The organism is Arenibacterium sp. CAU 1754 (assembly GCF_054482635.1).
Map to the genome: position 1 here is coordinate 978609 of NZ_JBTLRG010000002.1, position 19661 is coordinate 998269.

Sequence of the window (19661 nt, forward strand, 5' to 3'; positions counted from 1 at the left end):
TCTGTCCGCACATAGGTATCGCAAGGGCCCGAACCCGGATGCAAGCGGTTTCGGGTCGCAGGTCAGGGGGCGATCATCTGTATGTCGGACATCTGCAGTATCCGTTCGACATCGGCGTCATAAAGCTCGGTCATCATCTCGATCAGTTCGTCCGTCCAGCCCGGGAGGTCCAGTTCCTCGACGATGGCGTCTTCGATGGCGTATTTGTCCAGAAAGGTGGCGATCACTTCGCGTTTCTGAATTTCATCCAGATTTCGGTGCGTGTGCAGATAGGTGCGGAATCGGCGCATGCCTTCTTGGGTCATGATCGTGCTTAAAAGATCAAAGCCGCCAATGATTTTTTCACCATCCCCAAGACCGGCCATCTGGCGAATGATCTGGGCCCAGATCATCGGCGTGTCTTCGTTGCACCAGACCGTGATCGGCATGTCCGGCACGGCCTCCCTGATCCGCTCGAGCATTTTGGACCAGCGCAGCTTTTGCAGGTTCAGCCCGGACAGGAGGCTGCTGATATGCATTTCCGGGGCTTTGCCCAGAACATTGGGAATGAAGGTGGCCGGGTTGCATATGGCAAAATACAGCTCGATCTGATCGCCCTCGAACAGCTGGTCGATCTGCTGCAATCGCAGGGGGGCCAGTGGATAGAACTGATCCTGCCCCAGGGCAAATCGCGGAGACCCGAAGAAATGAGCGTTCGACAGGATCATCCGGTCTGCGGTTTCATCGTCCAGGATCGCGTCAATCAGAACGTCACGGGCACCCGGGGCGGCATCCGCGGATTCCAGCGCGCTGAACGTGTCCTTCAGAAGGGTTCGGTATTTGCCAGGACCAGGGACCGAAACACCCCTGCCGGAAAAATCTTCCTTGTTGCGCAAAAGGCATTTCAAAAGGCGGTCATCATCAGTGTGATGCGCGCCGGGATGAATGATGACCTTCATGCCTGCCGGATTTTACCCTAAGCCCAGTGTGAACCTTGGGGTTAGCGTTTTGGCGCAGGGCAGTCAAACGGCTTGGCCCGGCTCCTGGTCCGCGGCGGGATCGACGTTGAGACACCGGGCCATGATGCGGAGCTGCAAAATTCGGTCTTGCAGCCGCGCGCCGAAGCTATTAATCGGACGCTAAGGCCCCTATAGCTCAGCTGGTAGAGCAACTGATTTGTAATCAGTAGGTCCGCGGTTCGAGTCCGTGTGGGGGCACCATTCATTATTTTTTCAAGGGTATGCATCCCTAGCGAAAAGCATCCGCCCGAACTTTGCCTTTTGCTTGGTGTCGATGGTTTATGGGAAATTGTTCGCGGATGTTGCTACCTAATACTCGAAAACAGCCTGTTCAACGAGCCAAGGAGTTTGTTTAAACGACTGCTGTCTAACCCAACCGTCCTTGTTGTCATTGGATGGAAACGAGCTCCCAACCGCTACGAGACAGGCTCAACAAATTACACGATGCCCTTGCGCGGAAGAGTAGTCGAACGACGGGGCGACTGTCGACCGCGCTATTATGACAAATGAATTGAATACCCACAGATCACATTCAGCATTGGGAAATCTGATCCAACTCGAATTTGCTGAGGAAACTACCACGGGCATGCCGGCCGCGTAACGTCATAGGCCCGTGGCGCAGACGGGCAAGTGTGACAAAGGTTGGCTTTTGTCGATTTCCCAGCCAATTATTTGTGGTCAACATGAAAGCAAGAGGCCAGATCCGGTCGTGCACTCAGCCTACGTGCATCTGATCGGGGCGCCATGCTTCAACAAGGGAAAACGACAATGACGCGACACGGTGGTCAACTTCTGGTCGAAAGCCTCGTCGCGCTGGGCGCGCGAAAAAGCTTTGGTGTGCCGGGCGAGAGTTATCTTGCGGTGCTTGATGCGCTGCACGATACGCAGGGCAAGCTGGATTTCGTGCTGTGCCGGAACGAGGGTGGCGCGTCTTTCATGGCTGCGGCCTATGGCAAGCTGACAGGTATTCCCGGCGTCTGCCTTGTGACCCGCGGGCCCGGCGTCACCAATGCCTCGATCGGCATTCACACCGCGACGCAGGACAGTTCGCCAATGCTGGTCTTCGTGGGGCAGGTCGGCACGGACATGAAGGGGCGCGAGGCGTTTCAGGAAATCGATTACCGCGCGATGTTTGGTACGGTCGCGAAATGGGCCGTCGAGATCGACGATGTTGACCGGATCCCTGAAATCCTTGCGCGCGCTTGGAAGACGGCGACGACGGGTCGCCCCGGCCCGGTGGTCATCGCGCTGCCCGAAGACATGTTGACCAGCCATACTGACGCGGCGCCCCTGCGGGGCCCGGCGGTGTATCCCGAACCCGAACCCGCCGCGCAGGCGGTGTCACAGGCGCGCGATATGCTGTCAGGGGCCGCGCGCCCGCTGATCCTTTATGGCGGGTGCAACTGGACGGCTGAGGGTAGTGCCGACATGCAAAAATTTGCAGAAGCTTCGGATATCCCCGTGGTTTCGGTGTTCCGCTATCAGGATCAATACGACAACTTTTCGCCCACCTTCTGTGGCGAGGCGGGTGTCGGCATGGTGCCGTCGGTCAAGAAGCTTATCGCCGACGCGGACGTTATCCTGGCCGTGAACAACCGGTTCGGAGAGAATTCCACAGATGGATATACCTTGCTTGACGTGCCGCTGCCGAAACAACGACTGATCCATGTTCACGGGTCGGATTTGGAACTGGGCAAGGTCTATCAGCCCGACCTGGGTATTCAGGCAGGGCCAAACGCGTTTGCCAGCGCGCTGGCTGCGGCACCGGTATCGGGGGATTGGGCGGCGTGGCGTGCCGAAGGGCACGCGGCCTACGAAGCCGGGTTTGATCTGGGCGATCTTCCGTCGCCAGTGGACATGGGCAAGGTCACGGCGCATCTGCGCGACGTGCTGCCCGAGGATGTGATCCTGACAAACGGCGCGGGAAATTTCACCGTCTGGCCCAATAAATTCTTCAAGTTCGGGCCCAAAGCGCGCCTTCTTGCGCCGCAATCGGGCGCGATGGGGTACGGCCTGCCCGCCGCCGTGGCCGCAAAGGTGGCCCACCCGGACAGGACAGTCGTCTGCTTTGCGGGGGATGGCGATTTTCAGATGAACTGTCAGGAGCTGGCCACCGCCGCGCAGGCAGGCGCGCAGCCCATCATCCTGATCCTGAACAACGGAATCTATGGCACGATCCGCGCGCATCAGGAACGCCACTACCCGGAGCGGGTATCAGGAACCGACATGGTGAACCCGGATTTCGCGACGCTGGCCAAGGCATATGGATTTCACGGCGAACGGGTTGAGACTACCGATGATTTCGCCGCTGCCTTCGCGCGGGCGCAGGCCTCAAAGACGGGCGCGGTGCTTGATCTCAACATTTCTCCCGAGGCGCTGACGCCGCGGGTCACGCTGTCTCAGATGCGCCAGGCAGCGTTGAAAGCGAAAGAAAAGGTATGACTCTGTCTCGGGGCATCCGCCTTGGTGCTGACATCGGCGGCACTTTTACCGACATTGCGCTAGATGTGCGCGGGGTCATGCATTCGGCGAAAGTGCTGACGGATTACACGGCCCCTGAACAGTCGATCCTTGACGGAATCGCCATCGTGACCGAACAGGCGGGCGTCAGCCTGCCCGAGGTCGACATCATCATTCACGGCACAACACTGGCCACCAATGCGCTGATCCAGCGGCGCGGGGCACGGACGGCGCTGATCACGACGGACGGGTTCCGCGATGTGATCGAGATGCGGACCGAGAACCGCTTTGCCCAGTACGATCTGGACATCCAGTTGCCGCCGCCGCTGATCCCGCGCGAGGACCGGTTTGCGGTCAAGGGGCGGATCGGTGCGCAGGGGCAGGAATTGCAGCCCCTGGACGAAACGGCATTGGAAAAGCTTGCCGAAAAGATCAAGACCGAAGGGTTCGGGGCCGTCGCCATTGGGTTTATCCATTCCTACCTGAACGGTGCGCACGAACAGCGGGCGCGCGAGATTCTGGAGGCCAAGCTCGACCTGCCGATCTCGATCTCGTCCGAGGTCAGCCCGCAGATGCGCGAGTTCGAGCGGTTCAACACGGTCTGCGCCAACGCCTATGTGCGCCCACAAATGGAATCCTACCTTGCGCGGCTTCAGGTCCGGCTCAAGGAGATGGGCGCGACCTGTCCGGTCTTCATGATCCATTCCGGCGGCGGGTTGATCTCGGTTGAAACAGCCTCGGCCTTTCCGGTGCGCCTGATCGAATCCGGCCCTGCGGGCGGTGCCATCTTTGCGGCCGACGTGGCGCAGCGTTTCGGGCTGGACAAGGTCGTCAGCTATGACATGGGGGGCACCACCGCCAAGATATGCCTGATCGAGGATTTTCAGCCCCAGACCGCCCGCAGTTTCGAGGTGGCACGCACCTATCGTTTTGCCAAGGGATCGGGCATGCCGATCTCCATTCCGGTGATCGAGATGATCGAGATCGGGGCAGGGGGCGGGTCGATCGCCTGGGTCGATGCCATGGGACGTATCCAGACCGGACCAGAATCCGCCGGGTCCGAACCGGGCCCCGCCTGTTACCAGCGCGGCGGCCACCGTCCCGCGATCACTGACGCCGATCTGGTTCTGGGCAAGATTGACCCGGACGATTTCGCGGGTGGAAAGATCAAGCTGTCGGTGGATGCAGCCCGCATAGCCATCGCCGGCGGCTTCGGTGACAAACTGGGCCTTGATCCGCTGGCCGCAGCCTTTGGCATCGCCGAGGTGGTGGACGAGAACATGGCCAACGCCGCCCGTGTGCACGCCGTCGAGAACGGTAAGAATATCGGCGATAACGTGATGATCGCATTCGGGGGTGCCGCCCCGCTACACGCCGCACGGCTGTGTGAAAAGCTGTCCATCGACATGTGCCTGATCCCGCAGGGTGCCGGCGTCGGCTCGGCCATCGGGTTTCTCAAGGCACCGTTCGGGTACGAGGCGCTTGCCTCGCGCATTGCGGGGTTGAGCGGGTTTGATCCGCAAGGCACCAACACGATGCTGGACGCGTTGAAAGCCACCGCTGAAAGCTTTGTAAGGGCAGGGACCGACGGCAAGATCGAGCGCGAGGTCACGGCCTTCATGCGCTATGCCGGGCAGGGCTGGGAAATTCCCGTGCCGTTGCCGGATCGTGCCTTTACCGCCGCGGACAAGGACGTGATCGAACAGGCGTTTCGCGCGCGCTATGCGCAGTTTTTCGGCCGCGCGGTCGAAGGGCCGGAGATCGAGTTCGTCACATGGTCGGTCAAGGCGCAGGACATTCGCCCGGCACCAGAAAAGGTGACGCTGACCAAAGATGGCGCAGGGGGCGACGTTGCCTTGACCCGCGCGGTGTTCGATCCGGCGACCGGAACCGAACTGGCCACGACGATTGTCGAACGTGACGCCCTGACACCTGGCGCACGGATATCTGGGCCCGCCGTGATCGTGGAAAGCGAAACCTCGACCGTCGTCACCTCGCCCTTCGATGCCGTGATCCAGCCCGACGGCACGATCCTGTTGATCCGGAAAGGACGCTGAGATGTCTCATGTCGATGAAATCCGCATGCAAGTGATGTGGAACCGCCTGATTTCCGTGGTCGAGGAACAGGCGATGACGCTGCTGCGCACGGCCTTTTCCACCAGCGTGCGCGAGGCGGGCGATTTGTCTGCCGGGGTTTACAACGCCAAGGGTGCGATGCTGGCCCAAGCGGTGACCGGCACGCCGGGACACGTGAACACGATGGCCGAGGCGGTCGGCAACTTTCTGGAGGCGATCCCGCGTCAGAACATGTTCCCGGGCGACACCTATGTCACCAACGACCCGTGGCTGGGGACGGGGCACCTGCATGACATCACGATGGTCACGCCGGTTTTCAACGGAGATGAATTGATCGGGTTCTTCGCCTGCACGGCCCATGTGGTCGATGTGGGCGGGCGCGGCTTCGGGGCGGATGGTAAATCGGTCTACGAGGAAGGCATCCAGATCCCGATCATGAAATTCGCCGAACGCGGCGAGGTGAACGAGGTTCTGGTCAGTCTGTTGCGCGCCAATGTGCGCGAGCCGAACCAGGTGGTCGGCGATTTCTACTCACTTGCGGCCTGCAACGACGTTGGGCTGAAACGTCTGCTGGAAATGCTGGATGAAATCGGCCTGCCAAATCTCGACAAGCTGGGCGATTTCATCCTGTCGCGGACCCGTGCGGCAGTGATGGAGCGGATTGCGGACCTGCCTAGGGGCAGTTGGTCAAACGAGATGCTGACCGACGGTTACGATGAGCCGATCAAACTGGTGGCCAAGGTGACCATAGAAGACACCCGCGTGCACGTTGATTTCGACGGCTCCTCACCGACAAGCCGCTGGGGCATCAACTGTCCGATGATCTACGCCAAGGCCTATGCCTGTTACGCGATCAAATGCGTGGTCGCGCCGGACATCCCGAACAATGCGGCATCGCTCGCAGCGTTCGAGGTTTCGTCGCCGGTGAATGTCGTGAATGCCGAGCGGCCCGCGCCGGTGAGTCTACGCCATGTCATCGGCCACATGGTGCCCGACGTGGTCCTGGGCGCGCTGGCGCAGGCCCTGCCGGGGCAGATCCAGGCCGAAGGGGCAGGTGCGCTGTGGAACATCCACATCTCTGCGCGGCCCGCGCCGGGGCAGCAGGGGCGCCGGTCCGAGGTGCTGATGTTCAACTCGGGCGGCATGGGCGCGCGGCCGGGCCTTGACGGGCTGAGTGCGACCGCCTTCCCCTCGGGGGTGCACACGATGCCCATCGAGGCGACCGAACATACCGGCCCCATTGTGATCTGGCGCAAGGAGCTGCGCCCGGATTCGGGCGGCGACGGCGAATTCCGCGGCGGTTTGGGCCAGACGATCGAAATCGCTCCGGCGGCGGACCACGAGTTCGAATTTTCGGCCATGTTCGACCGGGTTGGAACACCGCCACTTGGGCGGGATGGCGGACAGCCGGGGGCCACGGGCAGCGTTGCGCTGGATGACGGGACCCGGCTGCGCCCGAAGGGCTGGCAATTCGTGCCCGCGGGGAAACGCCTTATCCTCAATGCGCCCGGCGGCGGTGGCTTTGGGGACCCGGCCAAACGCACGGCGCAAAGCCGGGCCGAGGATCTGCGCAAAGGTTACGTCACAGACGGCGGAAAGTGACCTTCGCCGCGTCTGAGGCCGAACTGACGGACACCGTCCCCCGGATCGCCCAAGGGTTTCGGAAACGAGAAGTGCCCGCTGAGCAGAGCCTTCAAGCGGCTGCTGATCGTGAAATGACGCACCCACTATGGGCCAGGCACACTTGCAAGCTGGATCGATTCAGGCGATGACCCAGCGGATTGCATAGGCGAGGGCGGTCGGCGCCAGAACGCTGGCCGGCCATATCCCGATAATCCACAGGACCCGCATCCAGATCGTTGACGGTGCCATCAGTGATACCCTTGGGACGGATCGACCTTTCCGCGGAAAGCCTAATAGGCATAAGCATGATGATTGCATAGGCCAGGGGGAAGACGGAAAACCGTCCGCCGCCCTCGAGAACCAGCCAGGGTCTCAGCTGTGAATCCGTCAGGCATCGCTCAGCGACCCAATAAGATATATTTTGTGTATAATTAAATAATCCTGAAGTTAAAATGTAGCTCGAAAATGCACTGTTGTTTGTAGTGTTCTGTCGCGGCGGCGCAGTAGCACCACTACTGAGTTGAATACGACGGTCTCGCGGAGGCTCGGTATCAAAAGGCGACTTCGTTCCTCTTGTTAAAAGCGCTAATTAATTTATAGCTTTTTGGCTAGGAAAGGGGACGCATGTGAAGCTGACCAGTTACACGAATTTCGCGCTCAGGACATTGCAGCTCGCGGCGCTGCGCGCCCCTGATCTGGTGCGGGTCGATGATGTCGTGCAGGTCCACGGACTGGCACGGCCGCACATCGTCAAGATCGTTCACGATCTTGGAAAGGCCGAGTATCTGGATACGGTGCGGGGAAGGGGCGGCGGTTTCCGGCTTGCACGACCCCCCGAAGACATTCGTGTCGGCGATGTTGTCAGAATGACCGAGGGGCCGCTGGACCTTGTCGAATGTTTCAATCCGGAAAAGAACACTTGCCCGCTGGTTGGGGTGTGTCGTCTTTCAAAAGCGTTGCAGCAAGCCACACGCGCCTTCATGGCTGTGCTGGATGACCTGACCATTGCCGACATTGCTTCGAACAAGGGCGATTTGCTTGCCAGAATTCAGCCTCTGCAGGATGGGATCGTTGCACCTAAGAGAAGCCGAACATGACGGATACCGCATGGATCGAACGTTTTCAGGGCCTGAATGCGCTGCGGGACGACATCAAGAAAACTCTGGTCAAGGAGAGCAAGATTGTCACGGTGCCGGCTGGCACGACAATTTTCGGACCGGGTGCTGTTCCTGACAATCTCCTGTTGTTGCTGGACGGAGTCGTAAGGGTGCAGCAAACCTCGGAAAGTGGTCGCGATATCGTTCTCTACCGGGTTGAAGCGGGGCAAAGCTGTGTTCTGACGACCGCCTGCCTTTTGGCCCACGAGGCGTATTCCGCCGAAGGTATATCGGAAACCGAAGTTCGGGCAGTTGCCATTCCGCGCAAGGTTTTTGACCGTTTGGTGTCGGCATCCGACGATTTTCGGGATTTCGTGTTTGCGGCCTATGCGCGCCGCATCACCGATCTTTTACGTGTTATCGACGATGTCGCCTTTGGCAAGATCGATGTGCGATTGGCCGAACGTCTGCTGTCGCTCTCGGGGGCGTCCGACCATGTACGGGCGACGCATCAGCAACTGGCCACGGAACTCGGGACTGCGCGAGAGGTGATTTCGCGCCAGTTGCTGGATTTTCAGAAACGCGACCTGATCGCGCAGTCGCGCGGGCAGATCGAAATCCTAAACCGTGGCAAGCTGAGCGCGCTTGCTGCCAACTCATAGGTCGGTCTGTTGAGGGGGGCAGGGTTGACCGATGAGTAAACACCGCCAGCCAGTGGCGACCACGACATGGTCCCCGCGCGACCGGGACGGCATGCATCAGGCCCGTACCCGAGCGGTATTTCGGCAGGTCATCGCCCAATCTGGGGCGGTGAGAACTCTCTTGGTGACTTTGTCACTGAGCGGCAGGATTTAAAGTTATACATGACATCCATCTTTTGATTCTCGATGACCAGCGCGATCAATATTTCGACCTGTCCGCCCCGGTTTTGCCTGCGGCGGTCCTTGTGACGGAAAGGAAACGCCTGGTCATGCGTGGCGCAGACAGTTTTGCCCACGGTCGTAACACCGGCGGTCCTGCCGCCAGAGCAGCAAAGGCGATCTGCGTCATGGGAATGCAGGTCGCCGCCCAACACAAATTAGGAGATCACGATGACATCCTACCCGGTCAACATGGACATCAAACCCGAAGTGAGTGCCTTTTTCGATGAGGCGACGAACACGATCAGCTATGTGGTGAAAGACCCAAGCTCGAACTCTTGCGCCATCATCGACAGCGTCATGGACATCAACTATGCGGCGGGCCGGATCACCTATGATCACGCCGATGCGCTTGTCGATCATGTCCAGAAGAACGGCCTGAACCTTGAGTGGATCATCGAAACGCACGTGCATGCGGACCACCTGTCGGCGGCCCCCTACATTCAGCAAAAACTGGGCGGCAAGATCGGGATCGGGTCCAAGATCATGGTCGTGCAGGACACGTTCGGCAAGATTTTCAACGAAGGCACTGAATTCCAGCGTGACGGCAGCCAATTCGACGCATTGTTCGAGGATGGCGACACTTACATGGTCGGCAACATGCAAGCCTTTGCCATGTACACGCCCGGCCACACGCCCGCCTGCATGGTGCATGTGATGGGCAATGCCGCCTTTGTCGGAGATACGCTTTTCATGCCGGATGGTGGTTCGGCGCGCGCGGATTTCCCGGGCGGGGACGCCGCGACGCTGTATGACTCGATTCAAAAAGTGCTGAGCCTGCCCGACGACATGCGGCTCTTCATGTGCCATGACTATGGTCCGAACGGGCGCGACATTCAGTGGGAAACCACTGTGGGCGACGAGAAAGCCCACAACATCCACGTTGGCGCTGGCAAGACCAAAGAGGATTTTGTCAAGTTCCGTACCGAACGCGATGCGCAACTGGACATGCCCAAACTCATCATCCCATCGCTGCAGGTCAACATGCGCGCCGGAGAAGTGCCGACCGACAAGGACGGCAAGCCAATGTTGAAAGTTCCGTTGAACGGACTGTGATTCAAGGTAGGAACCCCAATGGAACTCAAGCGTATCTCACCTGACCTGACGGTCAGCCCGCAAATTCATGCAGACGACGTGGCCCAGCTGAAAGCAGACGGTTTTCGGTCGATCATCTGTAACCGGCCAGACGGAGAAGGCGCGGATCAACCCAATTTCGAAGAAATCGAACGGGCGGCCCAGGCGGCGGGTCTCGAAGCGCGATACTTGCCGATTGAATCGGGGCTGGTGCGCGACGAAGATGCGGATGATTTCGGGGTCGCCATGCGTGAACTGCCCGGCCCGGTTCTTGCTTATTGCCGCACCGGTACGCGCTCGACCACGCTGTGGTCGCTGAGCCAGTCCAAGATCAAACCGATGGCCGAAATCCTGGCGGCGACAAAGGCCGCCGGATACGATATGAGCGGTGTGGCCCGTCGCATTGCAAACGGCGGCAAGACACCGACCGACACCGGCGATGCCAAATTCGACATTGTCATCGTTGGCGCGGGGGCCGGTGGCATTTCGGTCGCCGCAAGCCTGCAGTCACGCAAATCCGACCTGAGCATCGCCATCATCGATCCGGCGGATATCCATTACTATCAGCCAGGCTGGACAATGGTGGGCGGCGGTATTTTCGATGCCCAGGATACCGCCAAGACGATGGGGTCGCTGATCCCGCGCGGGGTAAAATGGATCAAGGCCGCCGTCGCCGCGTTTGAACCGAAAAATGACGCCGTGATCCTGGATGGCTGTCGGGTGCTCAAATATGACCGCCTGGTTGTCTGCCCGGGACTCAAGCTGGACTGGGACAAGGTCGAAGGTCTGGAAGAGACCCTTGGCCGCAATGGCGTGACGTCGAATTATCGTTATGATTTAGCGCCTTACACTTGGCAGCTCGTGCAGGATATGAAGAGCGGCCGCGCGATCTTTACGCAGCCGCCGATGCCGATCAAATGCGCCGGCGCCCCGCAAAAGGCGCTTTACCTTTCGGCCGATGCCTGGAACCGAAACGGGGCGCTGCAGAATATCGACATTCATTTCAACAATGCCGGTGGGGTGCTGTTCGGGGTCAAGGATTATGTGCCCGCCCTTGAGCAGTACATCGATAAATACGGCGTGACGCTAAACTTCTTCCATGATCTCGTGTCGGTCGATGGTGCTGCCAAAAAGGCCGTATTCGAGGTCAAGAAACCGGATGCCGAGCCGACAAAGGTTGAAATGGAATTTGACATGATGCATGTCTGTCCGCCTCAGACGGCCCCTGATTTCATCCGCGTTTCGCCGCTTGCGGATGCGGCGGGGTGGGTCGATGTCGATCAATCGACGCTGCGCCACAAGACCTTTGAAAACATCTGGTCCCTCGGGGACGTGATGAACGCACCGAACGCCAAGACAGCCGCTGCTGCCCGCAAGCAGGCACCGGTGGTCGCCGACAACATCGTTGCCGACATCGAAGGCGGCTCGGTCGTTGCACAATACGACGGCTACGGGTCATGCCCGCTGACCGTCGAACGCGGCAAGATCGTTCTGGCCGAATTCGGATATGGCGGAGCGCTCAAGCCAAGCTTTCCCAAGTTCCTGATTGACGGAACCAAACCCACCCGGGCCGCCTGGTTCCTGAAGGAAAAGCTGCTTCCGCCGATCTATTGGAAGGCCATGCTGCGCGGTAAGGAATGGATGGCAAAACCCGAACCCCTCAAGGTCGCATCCAAATAATCCGCAAGACCCTTTCCGGTTCCGGGAACAACATTTGGCGGACGAGACCTGCGTGTCTGGTCCGCCAACTCTTTTTTCGAAGATGAGACCATGATCGCAAAACTCCGCAAATATGCCCCCGTATTCGAATGGGGTCGGCAATACGACCGAAACGCCTTTTCGAATGACATGATTGCCGCCGTCATCGTGACGATCATGCTGATTCCGCAATCTCTGGCCTATGCCTTGCTTGCAGGTCTGCCGCCCGAGGCGGGTATCTATGCGTCGATCGCTCCGATCATTCTCTACGCGATCTTCGGGACCAGCCGCGCGCTGGCGGTCGGGCCGGTTGCGGTGGTGTCCTTGCTGACCGCGTCGGCGGTGGGGCAGGTGGCCGAACAGGGGACCGCGGGCTATGCCATTGCGGCCCTGACCCTTGCCTTCCTGTCGGGTGGTTTCCTGTTGCTTCTCGGTGTTCTGCGGCTTGGCTTTCTGGCCAATTTCCTCAGCCATCCGGTGATTGCGGGGTTCATCACGGCCTCGGGCATCCTGATCGCGACCAGTCAGCTCAAGCACATACTGGGGGTAAGTGCGAAAGGTCATAACCTGATCGAAATGGTGGGGTCGATCTTTGCCCATCTTGGCGAGACGTCCTTTATCACGGTTATCATCGGAGTCGTGGCGACCGCGTTTTTGTTCTGGGTGCGCAAGGGCCTGAAACCCATGTTGAAGGACATGGGGGTCAAGCCGCTCATGGCGGATATCGCCACCAAGGCGGGACCTGTCCTTGCCGTGGTCGTGACCACGCTTGTGGTCTGGGTCCTGGGTTTGGACAAACATGGCGTGAAGATTGTCGGTGAGGTCCCTCAGAGCCTGCCGCCCCTGACCATGCCGGGCCTGTCCCCCGATCTTCTTGGGTCGCTTCTGGTTCCGGCGATCCTGATCTCGATCATCGGTTTTGTTGAATCGGTGTCGGTGGCCCAGACACTGGCCGCGAAAAAGCGCCAGCGCATCGATCCCAATCAGGAACTGATCGGCCTTGGCGCGGCCAACCTGGGGGCCGCGTTCACTGGTGGCTATCCGGTGACCGGCGGGTTCGCGCGGTCAGTCGTGAATTTCGACGCCGGGTCGGAAACACCAGCCGCCGGTGCGTTCACGGCCATCGGTCTGGCCATCGCGGCCGTGGCCCTGACGCCGCTGGTCTATTATCTGCCCAATGCGACGCTGGCCGCGACCATCATTGTCGCTGTCCTCAGCCTTGTTGATTTTTCGATCCTGAAGAACACCTGGGCCTATTCGAAATCCGACTTTGCCGCTGTTACGGCCACCATTCTGCTGACGCTGGGCATGGGGGTCGAGATCGGTGTCGCCTCGGGCGTGATCCTGTCGGTTCTGTTGCACCTCTACAAAACTTCGCGGCCCCATGTGGCCGAGGTGGGTCTGGTGCCCGGAACGCAGCATTTCCGAAACATCAACCGGCACAATGTCGAAACCGATCCCAGCATTCTGACGCTGCGCGTCGATGAAAGCCTCTATTTCGTGAATGCCCGCTTTCTCGAGGATCTGGTGCAGAGCCGGGTCACTGAAGGTTGCGAAATCAAGGACGTCGTTCTGATGTTCTCGGCCGTGAACGAGGTGGACTTTTCTGCGCTCGAAAGCCTTGAGGCGATCAGCCATCGACTGAAGGACATGGGCGTTCGCCTGCACCTGTCCGAGGTCAAAGGCCCTGTGATGGACCGGCTCAGGGCATCGCATTTCATCCGTGAACTGAACGGCAAGGTGTTCCTGTCGCAATATGACGCCTGGATGAAACTGCGACCGATGGGCGACGCCAAACACGCGGGCGAGTGACGGGGGTCCGCATTGCAGGGGGATCACCGCCTGCAATGCGCCCAAGCCCGGGGCAAGAGCCCTTCGTCCAACCGGATCACGTGTCGAACAGCCTGGAGTTTGTGTTGAGAAAGAACTGCGCGAAAATCGGGCCGCTGGCCGCTCCGATTGCACGCGCCTCAGCGCCGATCACGCCCTCTTCTATGCGCGGCAGGATCAGGCCGCGGCTGTCTTCGATGGGCAGTTTTTCGCGGATGCTGGCCACCAGACGCTGGCGCACATCACCGGGGAAAGCGCCATCTATCACAATCGCCTCAAAATCGATCACGGCACAGGTCGACAGACAGGCCTGCGCGATCTCGATGGCGGTCGCGTCGATCCAATCGGTGACATAGCGCTCGATCTCGGACCAGTCCTGGGGTTGCTGCCACAAGATACGCGGGTCGAGCCCGGCGTTCTGCAGCCGGGTTTCAAGCAGGTGAATGGAGGCGACATCGATCAACTGACGTGTTCGCCCCTGATCGTCGCCCACACGAATAGAGCCGAGCGCACCGGCGTTGCCCCGGTTGCCTTCGTAGACGGATTGATTGATGACGATGCCGCCGCCAATGAAGGTTGAAACAAAGAAATACGCGTAGTCGCGAAACTCCTTGCCGCGGCCATACGCATGTTCGGCCCAGCAGGCGCTGGTTGCGTCGTTGACCATGAAGACGGGAAGGTCGGTGAATTTTGCAATTTCCCGTTCGAAATCGACATCCTTCCAGGACAGGAATTCCTCGATGGAATTGCTGTCGGATGCCCCCCATTTCCATATTTCGAACGGCAGTGCGACGCCAATCCCGCAGAGCTTTTTCAACCCGGCGGCACCAAGGGTTTTGGCGGCGTCTTGAAATCCCTGTCGTATGAAACGGAACACCATGTCGGGAATGGCGACATCGTATTGCATCCGTTTTTCAAACAGGACTTCACCACTCAGGTTCATCAGGAACAGTTCACTGCTGCGCCGGCCCAGTTTGCACCCGATGGAGAGAACGCCATTGGGGTTGAGCGCCATCGGGATGGACGGTTTTCCGATCTTCCCCTTAAGCGGTTTGCCCTTTTTTACCAGGCCGTCGGTTTCAAGTTTGCGCAGGATGACCGAAACGGTCTGGGCCGACAAGCGGGTGCGCCGGGCAATGTCGCTGCCCGGCATCTCGCCATGGCGCTGCAGAACGGAAAGGATCAGGCGCTCATTGTGGTTGCGGACCCCCTTTTGGTTCACGCCATTGCTGAGGGCGGTGATGATCGCGGTGTCGTTCATAGGTCCATCGAATGTGATTCTGTCAGGCAGGGTGCAAGCTCGAGATTAATAAATCAAGTTTATTTATTAATTGACAGCTTAGCAGAATCGCATGATTAGTTGAGGCATTCGGCGCGCAGATATTTACAGCCGATTGGATATTCTGGGAGGAGACCATGAAGAAACTTATTGCCGGAACGGCGCTCGGACTGATCGCCATGGCGGGCGCGGCATCTGCTGCTGGACATTCGGTTTCAGCGTGTCTGATTACCAAGACCGACACCAACCCGTTTTTCGTCAAGATGCGCGAAGGCGCCGAGGCAAAAGCCGCCGAGCTGGGCATCACGCTCAACTCCTATGCGGGCAAGATTGACGGGGATCACGAAACCCAGGTTGCAGCGATTGAAACCTGCATTGCCAACGGGGCCAAGGGCATCCTGCTGACGGCGTCGGACACGTCGTCGATCACAACCGCGGTTCAGCAGGCCCGGGATGCGGGCATTCTGGTGATCGCGCTGGATACGCCGCTTGACCCGATTGATGCGGCCGACATGACCTTTGCCACGGACAACTTTCTCGCGGGTGAACTGATCGGCAAGTGGGCCGCCGCCGCCATGGGCGACGCTGCCGCAGATGCCAAAATCGGCATGCTGGACCTGGCTGTCAGCCAGCCCACTGTTGGCGTTCTGCGTGACCAGGGCTTTCTTCAGGGTTTTGGCATCGATCTGGGCGACCCGAACAAATGGGGCGACGAAACCGATCCGCGCATTGTTGGAAATGACGTGACCGCAGGCAACGAAGAGGGTGGCCGCAAGGCGATGGAAAACCTTCTGGCCAAGGATCCGATGATCAACGTGGTCTACACCATCAACGAACCTGCAGCCGCCGGTGCCTATGAGGCGCTGAAATCCATCGGTCGCGAGAACGACGTTCTGATCGTCTCGGTCGATGGCGGGTGCCCGGGTGTGCAAAACGTCGCCGACGGCGTGATTGGCGCGACGTCTCAGCAATACCCGCTGCTGATGGCGTCCAAGGGGATCGAAGCGATTGCCGCCTGGGCCAAGGATGGCACCAAGCCAGCCGCAACCGACGGCAAGGACTTCTTCGATACCGGTGTTGCGCTGGTGACGGACAAGCCTGCTGACGGTGTGGAGAGCATTGACTCGGTAGAAGGCAAGTCGCTCTGCTGGGGTTGATCCTGAACCCGGCCTGAGGGCACCATAAAGGGGCGGGGCGGTGAACGCCCTGCCTTTCCAGCATTCCGCGACCCGGGTCATGGCATCTGGAAACATAGGGGGAATCCGCGATGTCCACATCGGACAATTTCGAAGCCGCAGCCGCGAACGCTGCTGGTGATATCGCTCAGTTTGAAGATGAGAACCAGGGGCTGATCGGCCGTTTCCATCACGCATTGCATACGACACCGGCGCTTGTGCCGCTGATCGTTCTGGTGGTTTCGATCGTGATTTTCGGTGTTCTTTTGGGGTCAAAATTCTTTTCACCCTTCGCCCTGACCCTGATCCTTCAACAGGTTCAGATTGTCGGCATCGTCGCCGCAGCACAAAGCCTGGTGATCCTGACCGCAGGCATCGACCTGAGCGTGGGGGCGATTGCGGTGATTTCCTCGGTGGTGATGGGGCAATTCACCTTTCGCTATGGCCTGCCGGTCGAGATCGCTGTTATTTGCGGGCTGATCCTGGGAACGGCCATCGGCACGCTGAACGGGTGGCTGGTGGCGGTGATGAAGCTGCCGCCGTTCATTGCGACACTGGGCATGTGGCAGATCGTTCTGGCGGCCAATTTCCTGTATTCGTCCAACGAAACCATCCGCAGTCAGGATATCGCGGCCAACGCGCCGCTGCTGCAATTGCTGGGCAACAAGTTCAATATCGGCGGGGCCGTCTTTACCGTTGGCGTTGTGTTCCTGGTCGGGCTCGTCCTCGTTCTGGCCTATGTTCTCAAACACACGGCCTGGGGGCGTCATGTTTACGCGGTGGGCGATGATCCCGAGGCTGCCGAACTTTCGGGTGTCAACGTCAAGGCCACGCTGATTTCCGTTTACGGATTGGCCGGTCTGATTTGCGCCTTTGCGGGATGGGCGCTGATTGGGCGGATCGGGTCGGTATCGCCCACGTCGGGCCAGCTTCTCAACATCGAAAGCATCACGGCGGTGGTGATCGGGGGCATATCGCTGTTTGGCGGGCGTGGCTCGATCCTGGGGACGTTTTTCGGGGCCCTCATCGTCGGGGTCTTTACGCTGGGTCTGCGCCTTCTTGGGGCGGATGCGCAATGGACCTTCCTTCTTATCGGCCTGCTGATCATCGCGGCTGTGGCGGTGGATCAGTGGATCAGAAAGGTAGCAGCCTGATGGAACCGATTTTACAAGCGCGCGGTCTGGTCAAACGCTATGGCCGGGTGACGGCCCTCGATCATTGCGATTTCGATCTGATGCCGGGCGAGATTCTGGCTGTCATCGGGGACAATGGCGCCGGGAAAAGTTCGCTGATCAAGGCGATCTCCGGCGCGGTGATACCGGACGCGGGCCGGGTGACCTTGGAAGGCAAGGAGATCCGGTTCACGTCGCCGATCGAGGCGCGCGAAGCGGGTATCGAAACCGTCTATCAGACGCTGGCCATGTCACCGGCCCTGTCCATCGCCGATAACATGTTCATGGGGCGCGAGTTGCGCAAACCGGGGTTTCGCGGCGCGGTCCTGCGCCAGCTGGACCGCAAGAAAATGGAAGAGGTCGCGCGCGAAAAGCTGAGCGAACTGGGCTTGATGACGATTCAGAATATCAACCAGGCGGTTGAAACGCTCTCCGGCGGGCAACGGCAGGGGGTGGCGGTGGCCCGCGCGGCGGCGTTCGGCTCCAAGGTGATCATCCTGGATGAGCCGACAGCGGCCCTGGGTGTCAAGGAAAGCCGCCGGGTGCTTGAGCTGATCCAGGACGTCAAATCCCGCGGGATCCCGATCATCCTGATCAGCCACAACATGCCCCACGTGTTCGAAGTGGCGGATCGCATCCATGTGCACCGTCTGGGCAAACGTCTTTGCGTGATCGACCCCAAAGACCATTCCATGGCGGATGCCGTGGCGCTCATGACCGGCGCCAAGGACCCTGAAACAGCCGTCATGGCATAAGGTGGCCGGAATGGACCTCGCGCGTCTCACCGCTCTGATTGGCGATGTGCCTGCAAAGGGGCGCAGGCGCATGGTGGCGCTTGCAGGTGCGCCGGCAAGCGGAAAGTCAACACTCGCCGCCGCCCTGATGGCGCATGATCCGGCGCTGACCGTCGTGCCGATGGATGGGTTTCACCTTGATAACACCCTGTTGGCCCCGCGCGGTCTGCTGGAGCGTAAAGGCGCCCCCGAAACATTCGATGTGGCCGGGCTGGTGCATCTGGTCCGGCGTCTGGCGTCGGGGGAAGAGGCCGTGTTTCCCATATTCGACCGTGCGCTGGACAAGGCGATTGCAGGGGCAGGGGTGATTGATCCGGACTGCGAGACAATTGTCGTTGAAGGGAATTACCTGCTGTTCGACAAACCCGTCTGGCGGGACCTGTCCGCGCTGTGGGATTTGACCATCCGTCTCGACGTGCCGCGCGATGAATTGCACGCCCGCCTGATCGGACGCTGGGAGGGGCATGGGCTGGACCCGGAAACCGCACGGCGCAAGGCGGAAATGAACGATCTGGTGAACGCGGATCTGGTCATGGACTGTTCCTTGCCCAGCGACCTGACGCTGGGTGAGTCCATCCTGCAGTGAGTGCTGCGCGCCCGATTTCAACCTGACTCCGATCCGCGGTCAGATGGCGGGTTGCGCAATCCGTTGGCCGATCAACGGTCTGGGACCGGCCAAAAGGTAAGCCAGAACAGTTGCCACCGCATAGGTAATCCCAAAGGCCACATAGGTCATTTGCCCGCCAGTCGTAGGAAGAACCGGCAGAATGAGGATTGAGGCGCTGACCCCGATCTGCAACAGCAGAACGCAAATGGCACTGCGGGTGTGGAAATAGACGAACCCGCACATCAACGCGACGCCGGTCTGGCTGATCAAAAGGGCAAGCGGATGCAGCCCGGGGACAATGCCATAGTCATAGTAGGACATCGGCATCCACCACGCGGTCCAGAACAGCCCGACAATCGCCGAGGCGATAATGACCGTGTGTCGTTTCGACAGGGCGCCGACCGAATAGCTGACCCAGACGATTTCCCCCACCAGCGCGCCGATGAAAATGTTCAACACAATGCGCGGAGAGGTCACGATGCCCAGCCGCAGGCTGAGGTCGTCAAACGTGGTTTGCGTCAATGCAACCTTGCCCAGCAAGACCACCGCGCAGATGGCCGCCGCCCAGATCAGGCTGAAAACATACCAACCCGGCGAAACGCGCCATCGTGTCAGCGGGCGGAACAGATCCACCACGGCGCCGGTGCCGCGGCTGAGGAAAACCACCAGAACCAATGTCGCGCCCAGCAGGGCAAAGCGGCCATATCCATAGGCCCCGTCAGGCAGCACGCCTTTGACACAGGCGGTCACAAAAAGAGCGTTCACCACCACGATTCCGAAAAGGAAAACAAACACTTCGTATTTCTGCAAAAACGTCCGCATGAAAAATTCACCAGTATGAAGGGCGCAATGACTTGC

At 59.6% G+C, this 19661-nt stretch carries 15 protein-coding genes and 1 tRNA gene; 13 read left to right on the forward strand and 3 right to left on the reverse strand.

Features of this window, described 5'->3' with window-relative positions; all coding sequences use genetic code 11:
- Positions 1–62: 62 nt before the first annotated feature.
- Positions 63–938 (reverse strand): hypothetical protein, encoded by an 876-nt coding sequence (locus tag ACXYMO_RS11565; RefSeq protein ID WP_458878838.1) that lies wholly within the window; start codon positions 936–938, stop codon positions 63–65.
- A 185-nt stretch (positions 939–1123) separates the two neighbouring features.
- Here ACXYMO_RS11565 and ACXYMO_RS11570 point away from each other — a divergent pair.
- The 9 genes from ACXYMO_RS11570 (at position 1124) to ACXYMO_RS11610 (ending at position 13758) form a co-directional block, all read left to right on the forward strand.
- Positions 1124–1199, forward strand: a tRNA-Thr gene (locus ACXYMO_RS11570).
- A 567-nt stretch (positions 1200–1766) separates the two neighbouring features.
- Positions 1767–3440: a thiamine pyrophosphate-dependent enzyme gene (locus tag ACXYMO_RS11575; protein ID WP_458878839.1), complete on the forward strand. Its 1674-nt coding sequence runs from the start codon at positions 1767–1769 to the stop codon at positions 3438–3440.
- Positions 3437–5515 carry a hydantoinase/oxoprolinase family protein gene (locus ACXYMO_RS11580; protein WP_458878840.1) on the forward strand — a complete coding sequence of 693 codons (2079 nt, stop codon included), beginning with the start codon at positions 3437–3439 and terminating at the stop codon, positions 5513–5515. Before ACXYMO_RS11575 ends, ACXYMO_RS11580 begins: the two co-directional genes overlap by 4 nt.
- A 1-nt stretch (position 5516) precedes the next feature.
- On the forward strand, positions 5517–7136 hold the full coding sequence (locus ACXYMO_RS11585) for a hydantoinase B/oxoprolinase family protein (protein WP_458878841.1): 1620 nt from the start codon (positions 5517–5519) through the stop codon (positions 7134–7136).
- A 647-nt stretch (positions 7137–7783) separates the two neighbouring features.
- Complete coding sequence (locus ACXYMO_RS11590; RefSeq protein WP_458878842.1) at positions 7784–8254, forward strand: Rrf2 family transcriptional regulator; 471 nt, start codon at positions 7784–7786, stop codon at positions 8252–8254.
- A complete protein-coding gene (locus ACXYMO_RS11595; RefSeq protein WP_458878843.1) occupies positions 8251–8916 on the forward strand; it encodes a Crp/Fnr family transcriptional regulator in 666 nt (221 codons plus the stop codon). The genes ACXYMO_RS11590 and ACXYMO_RS11595 overlap by 4 nt, the downstream gene beginning before the upstream one ends.
- A 429-nt stretch (positions 8917–9345) precedes the next feature.
- A complete protein-coding gene (locus tag ACXYMO_RS11600; RefSeq protein ID WP_458878844.1) occupies positions 9346–10230 on the forward strand; it encodes an MBL fold metallo-hydrolase in 885 nt (294 codons plus the stop codon).
- Between the two features lie 18 nt (positions 10231–10248).
- Positions 10249–11928 (forward strand): bifunctional protein tyrosine phosphatase family protein/NAD(P)/FAD-dependent oxidoreductase, encoded by a 1680-nt coding sequence (locus ACXYMO_RS11605; RefSeq protein WP_458878845.1) that lies wholly within the window; start codon positions 10249–10251, stop codon positions 11926–11928.
- 90 nt (positions 11929–12018) lie between these two features.
- Positions 12019–13758, forward strand: a complete 1740-nt coding sequence (locus ACXYMO_RS11610; protein ID WP_458878846.1) for a SulP family inorganic anion transporter — start codon at positions 12019–12021, stop codon at positions 13756–13758.
- 76 nt (positions 13759–13834) lie between these two features.
- Here the strand turns inward: ACXYMO_RS11610 and ACXYMO_RS11615 are convergent, their stop codons facing one another.
- On the reverse strand, positions 13835–15037 hold the full coding sequence (locus ACXYMO_RS11615; RefSeq protein ID WP_458878847.1) for an ROK family transcriptional regulator: 1203 nt from the start codon (positions 15035–15037) through the stop codon (positions 13835–13837).
- A gap of 155 nt (positions 15038–15192) precedes the next feature.
- Between ACXYMO_RS11615 and ACXYMO_RS11620 the strand changes: the two genes are divergently transcribed.
- The 4 genes from ACXYMO_RS11620 (at position 15193) to ACXYMO_RS11635 (ending at position 18782) form a co-directional block, all read left to right on the forward strand.
- Positions 15193–16212: a substrate-binding domain-containing protein gene (locus tag ACXYMO_RS11620; RefSeq protein ID WP_458878848.1), complete on the forward strand. Its 1020-nt coding sequence runs from the start codon at positions 15193–15195 to the stop codon at positions 16210–16212.
- 110 nt (positions 16213–16322) lie between these two features.
- On the forward strand, positions 16323–17384 hold the full coding sequence (locus ACXYMO_RS11625) for an ABC transporter permease (RefSeq protein ID WP_458878849.1): 1062 nt from the start codon (positions 16323–16325) through the stop codon (positions 17382–17384).
- Positions 17384–18157, forward strand: a complete 774-nt coding sequence (locus ACXYMO_RS11630) for an ATP-binding cassette domain-containing protein (protein ID WP_458878850.1) — start codon at positions 17384–17386, stop codon at positions 18155–18157. Before ACXYMO_RS11625 ends, ACXYMO_RS11630 begins: the two co-directional genes overlap by 1 nt.
- Before the next feature lie 10 nt (positions 18158–18167).
- On the forward strand, positions 18168–18782 hold the full coding sequence (locus ACXYMO_RS11635) for a nucleoside/nucleotide kinase family protein (protein ID WP_458878851.1): 615 nt from the start codon (positions 18168–18170) through the stop codon (positions 18780–18782).
- 39 nt (positions 18783–18821) lie between these two features.
- On the opposite strand, the gene ACXYMO_RS11640 is transcribed toward ACXYMO_RS11635, so the two are convergent.
- On the reverse strand, positions 18822–19625 hold the full coding sequence (locus tag ACXYMO_RS11640) for a hypothetical protein (RefSeq protein ID WP_458878852.1): 804 nt from the start codon (positions 19623–19625) through the stop codon (positions 18822–18824).
- Positions 19626–19661: the final 36 nt, after the last annotated feature.

Excerpts from the sequence above, each read along its gene's own strand:
- ACXYMO_RS11565 (WP_458878838.1), bottom strand. The coding sequence starts at position 938 with ATGAAGGTCATCATTCATCCCGGCGCGCATCACACTGATGATGACCGC.
- ACXYMO_RS11575 (WP_458878839.1), top strand. The coding sequence starts at position 1,767 with ATGACGCGACACGGTGGTCAACTTCTGGTCGAAAGCCTCGTCGCGCTG.
- ACXYMO_RS11580 (WP_458878840.1), top strand. The coding sequence starts at position 3,437 with ATGACTCTGTCTCGGGGCATCCGCCTTGGTGCTGACATCGGCGGCACT.
- ACXYMO_RS11585 (WP_458878841.1), top strand. The coding sequence starts at position 5,517 with ATGTCTCATGTCGATGAAATCCGCATGCAAGTGATGTGGAACCGCCTG.
- ACXYMO_RS11595 (WP_458878843.1), top strand. The coding sequence starts at position 8,251 with ATGACGGATACCGCATGGATCGAACGTTTTCAGGGCCTGAATGCGCTG.
- ACXYMO_RS11600 (WP_458878844.1), top strand. The coding sequence starts at position 9,346 with ATGACATCCTACCCGGTCAACATGGACATCAAACCCGAAGTGAGTGCC.
- ACXYMO_RS11605 (WP_458878845.1), top strand. The coding sequence starts at position 10,249 with ATGGAACTCAAGCGTATCTCACCTGACCTGACGGTCAGCCCGCAAATT.
- ACXYMO_RS11610 (WP_458878846.1), top strand. The coding sequence starts at position 12,019 with ATGATCGCAAAACTCCGCAAATATGCCCCCGTATTCGAATGGGGTCGG.
- ACXYMO_RS11615 (WP_458878847.1), bottom strand. The coding sequence starts at position 15,037 with ATGAACGACACCGCGATCATCACCGCCCTCAGCAATGGCGTGAACCAA.
- ACXYMO_RS11620 (WP_458878848.1), top strand. The coding sequence starts at position 15,193 with ATGAAGAAACTTATTGCCGGAACGGCGCTCGGACTGATCGCCATGGCG.
- ACXYMO_RS11625 (WP_458878849.1), top strand. The coding sequence starts at position 16,323 with ATGTCCACATCGGACAATTTCGAAGCCGCAGCCGCGAACGCTGCTGGT.
- ACXYMO_RS11630 (WP_458878850.1), top strand. The coding sequence starts at position 17,384 with ATGGAACCGATTTTACAAGCGCGCGGTCTGGTCAAACGCTATGGCCGG.
- ACXYMO_RS11635 (WP_458878851.1), top strand. The coding sequence starts at position 18,168 with ATGGACCTCGCGCGTCTCACCGCTCTGATTGGCGATGTGCCTGCAAAG.
- ACXYMO_RS11640 (WP_458878852.1), bottom strand. The coding sequence starts at position 19,625 with ATGCGGACGTTTTTGCAGAAATACGAAGTGTTTGTTTTCCTTTTCGGA.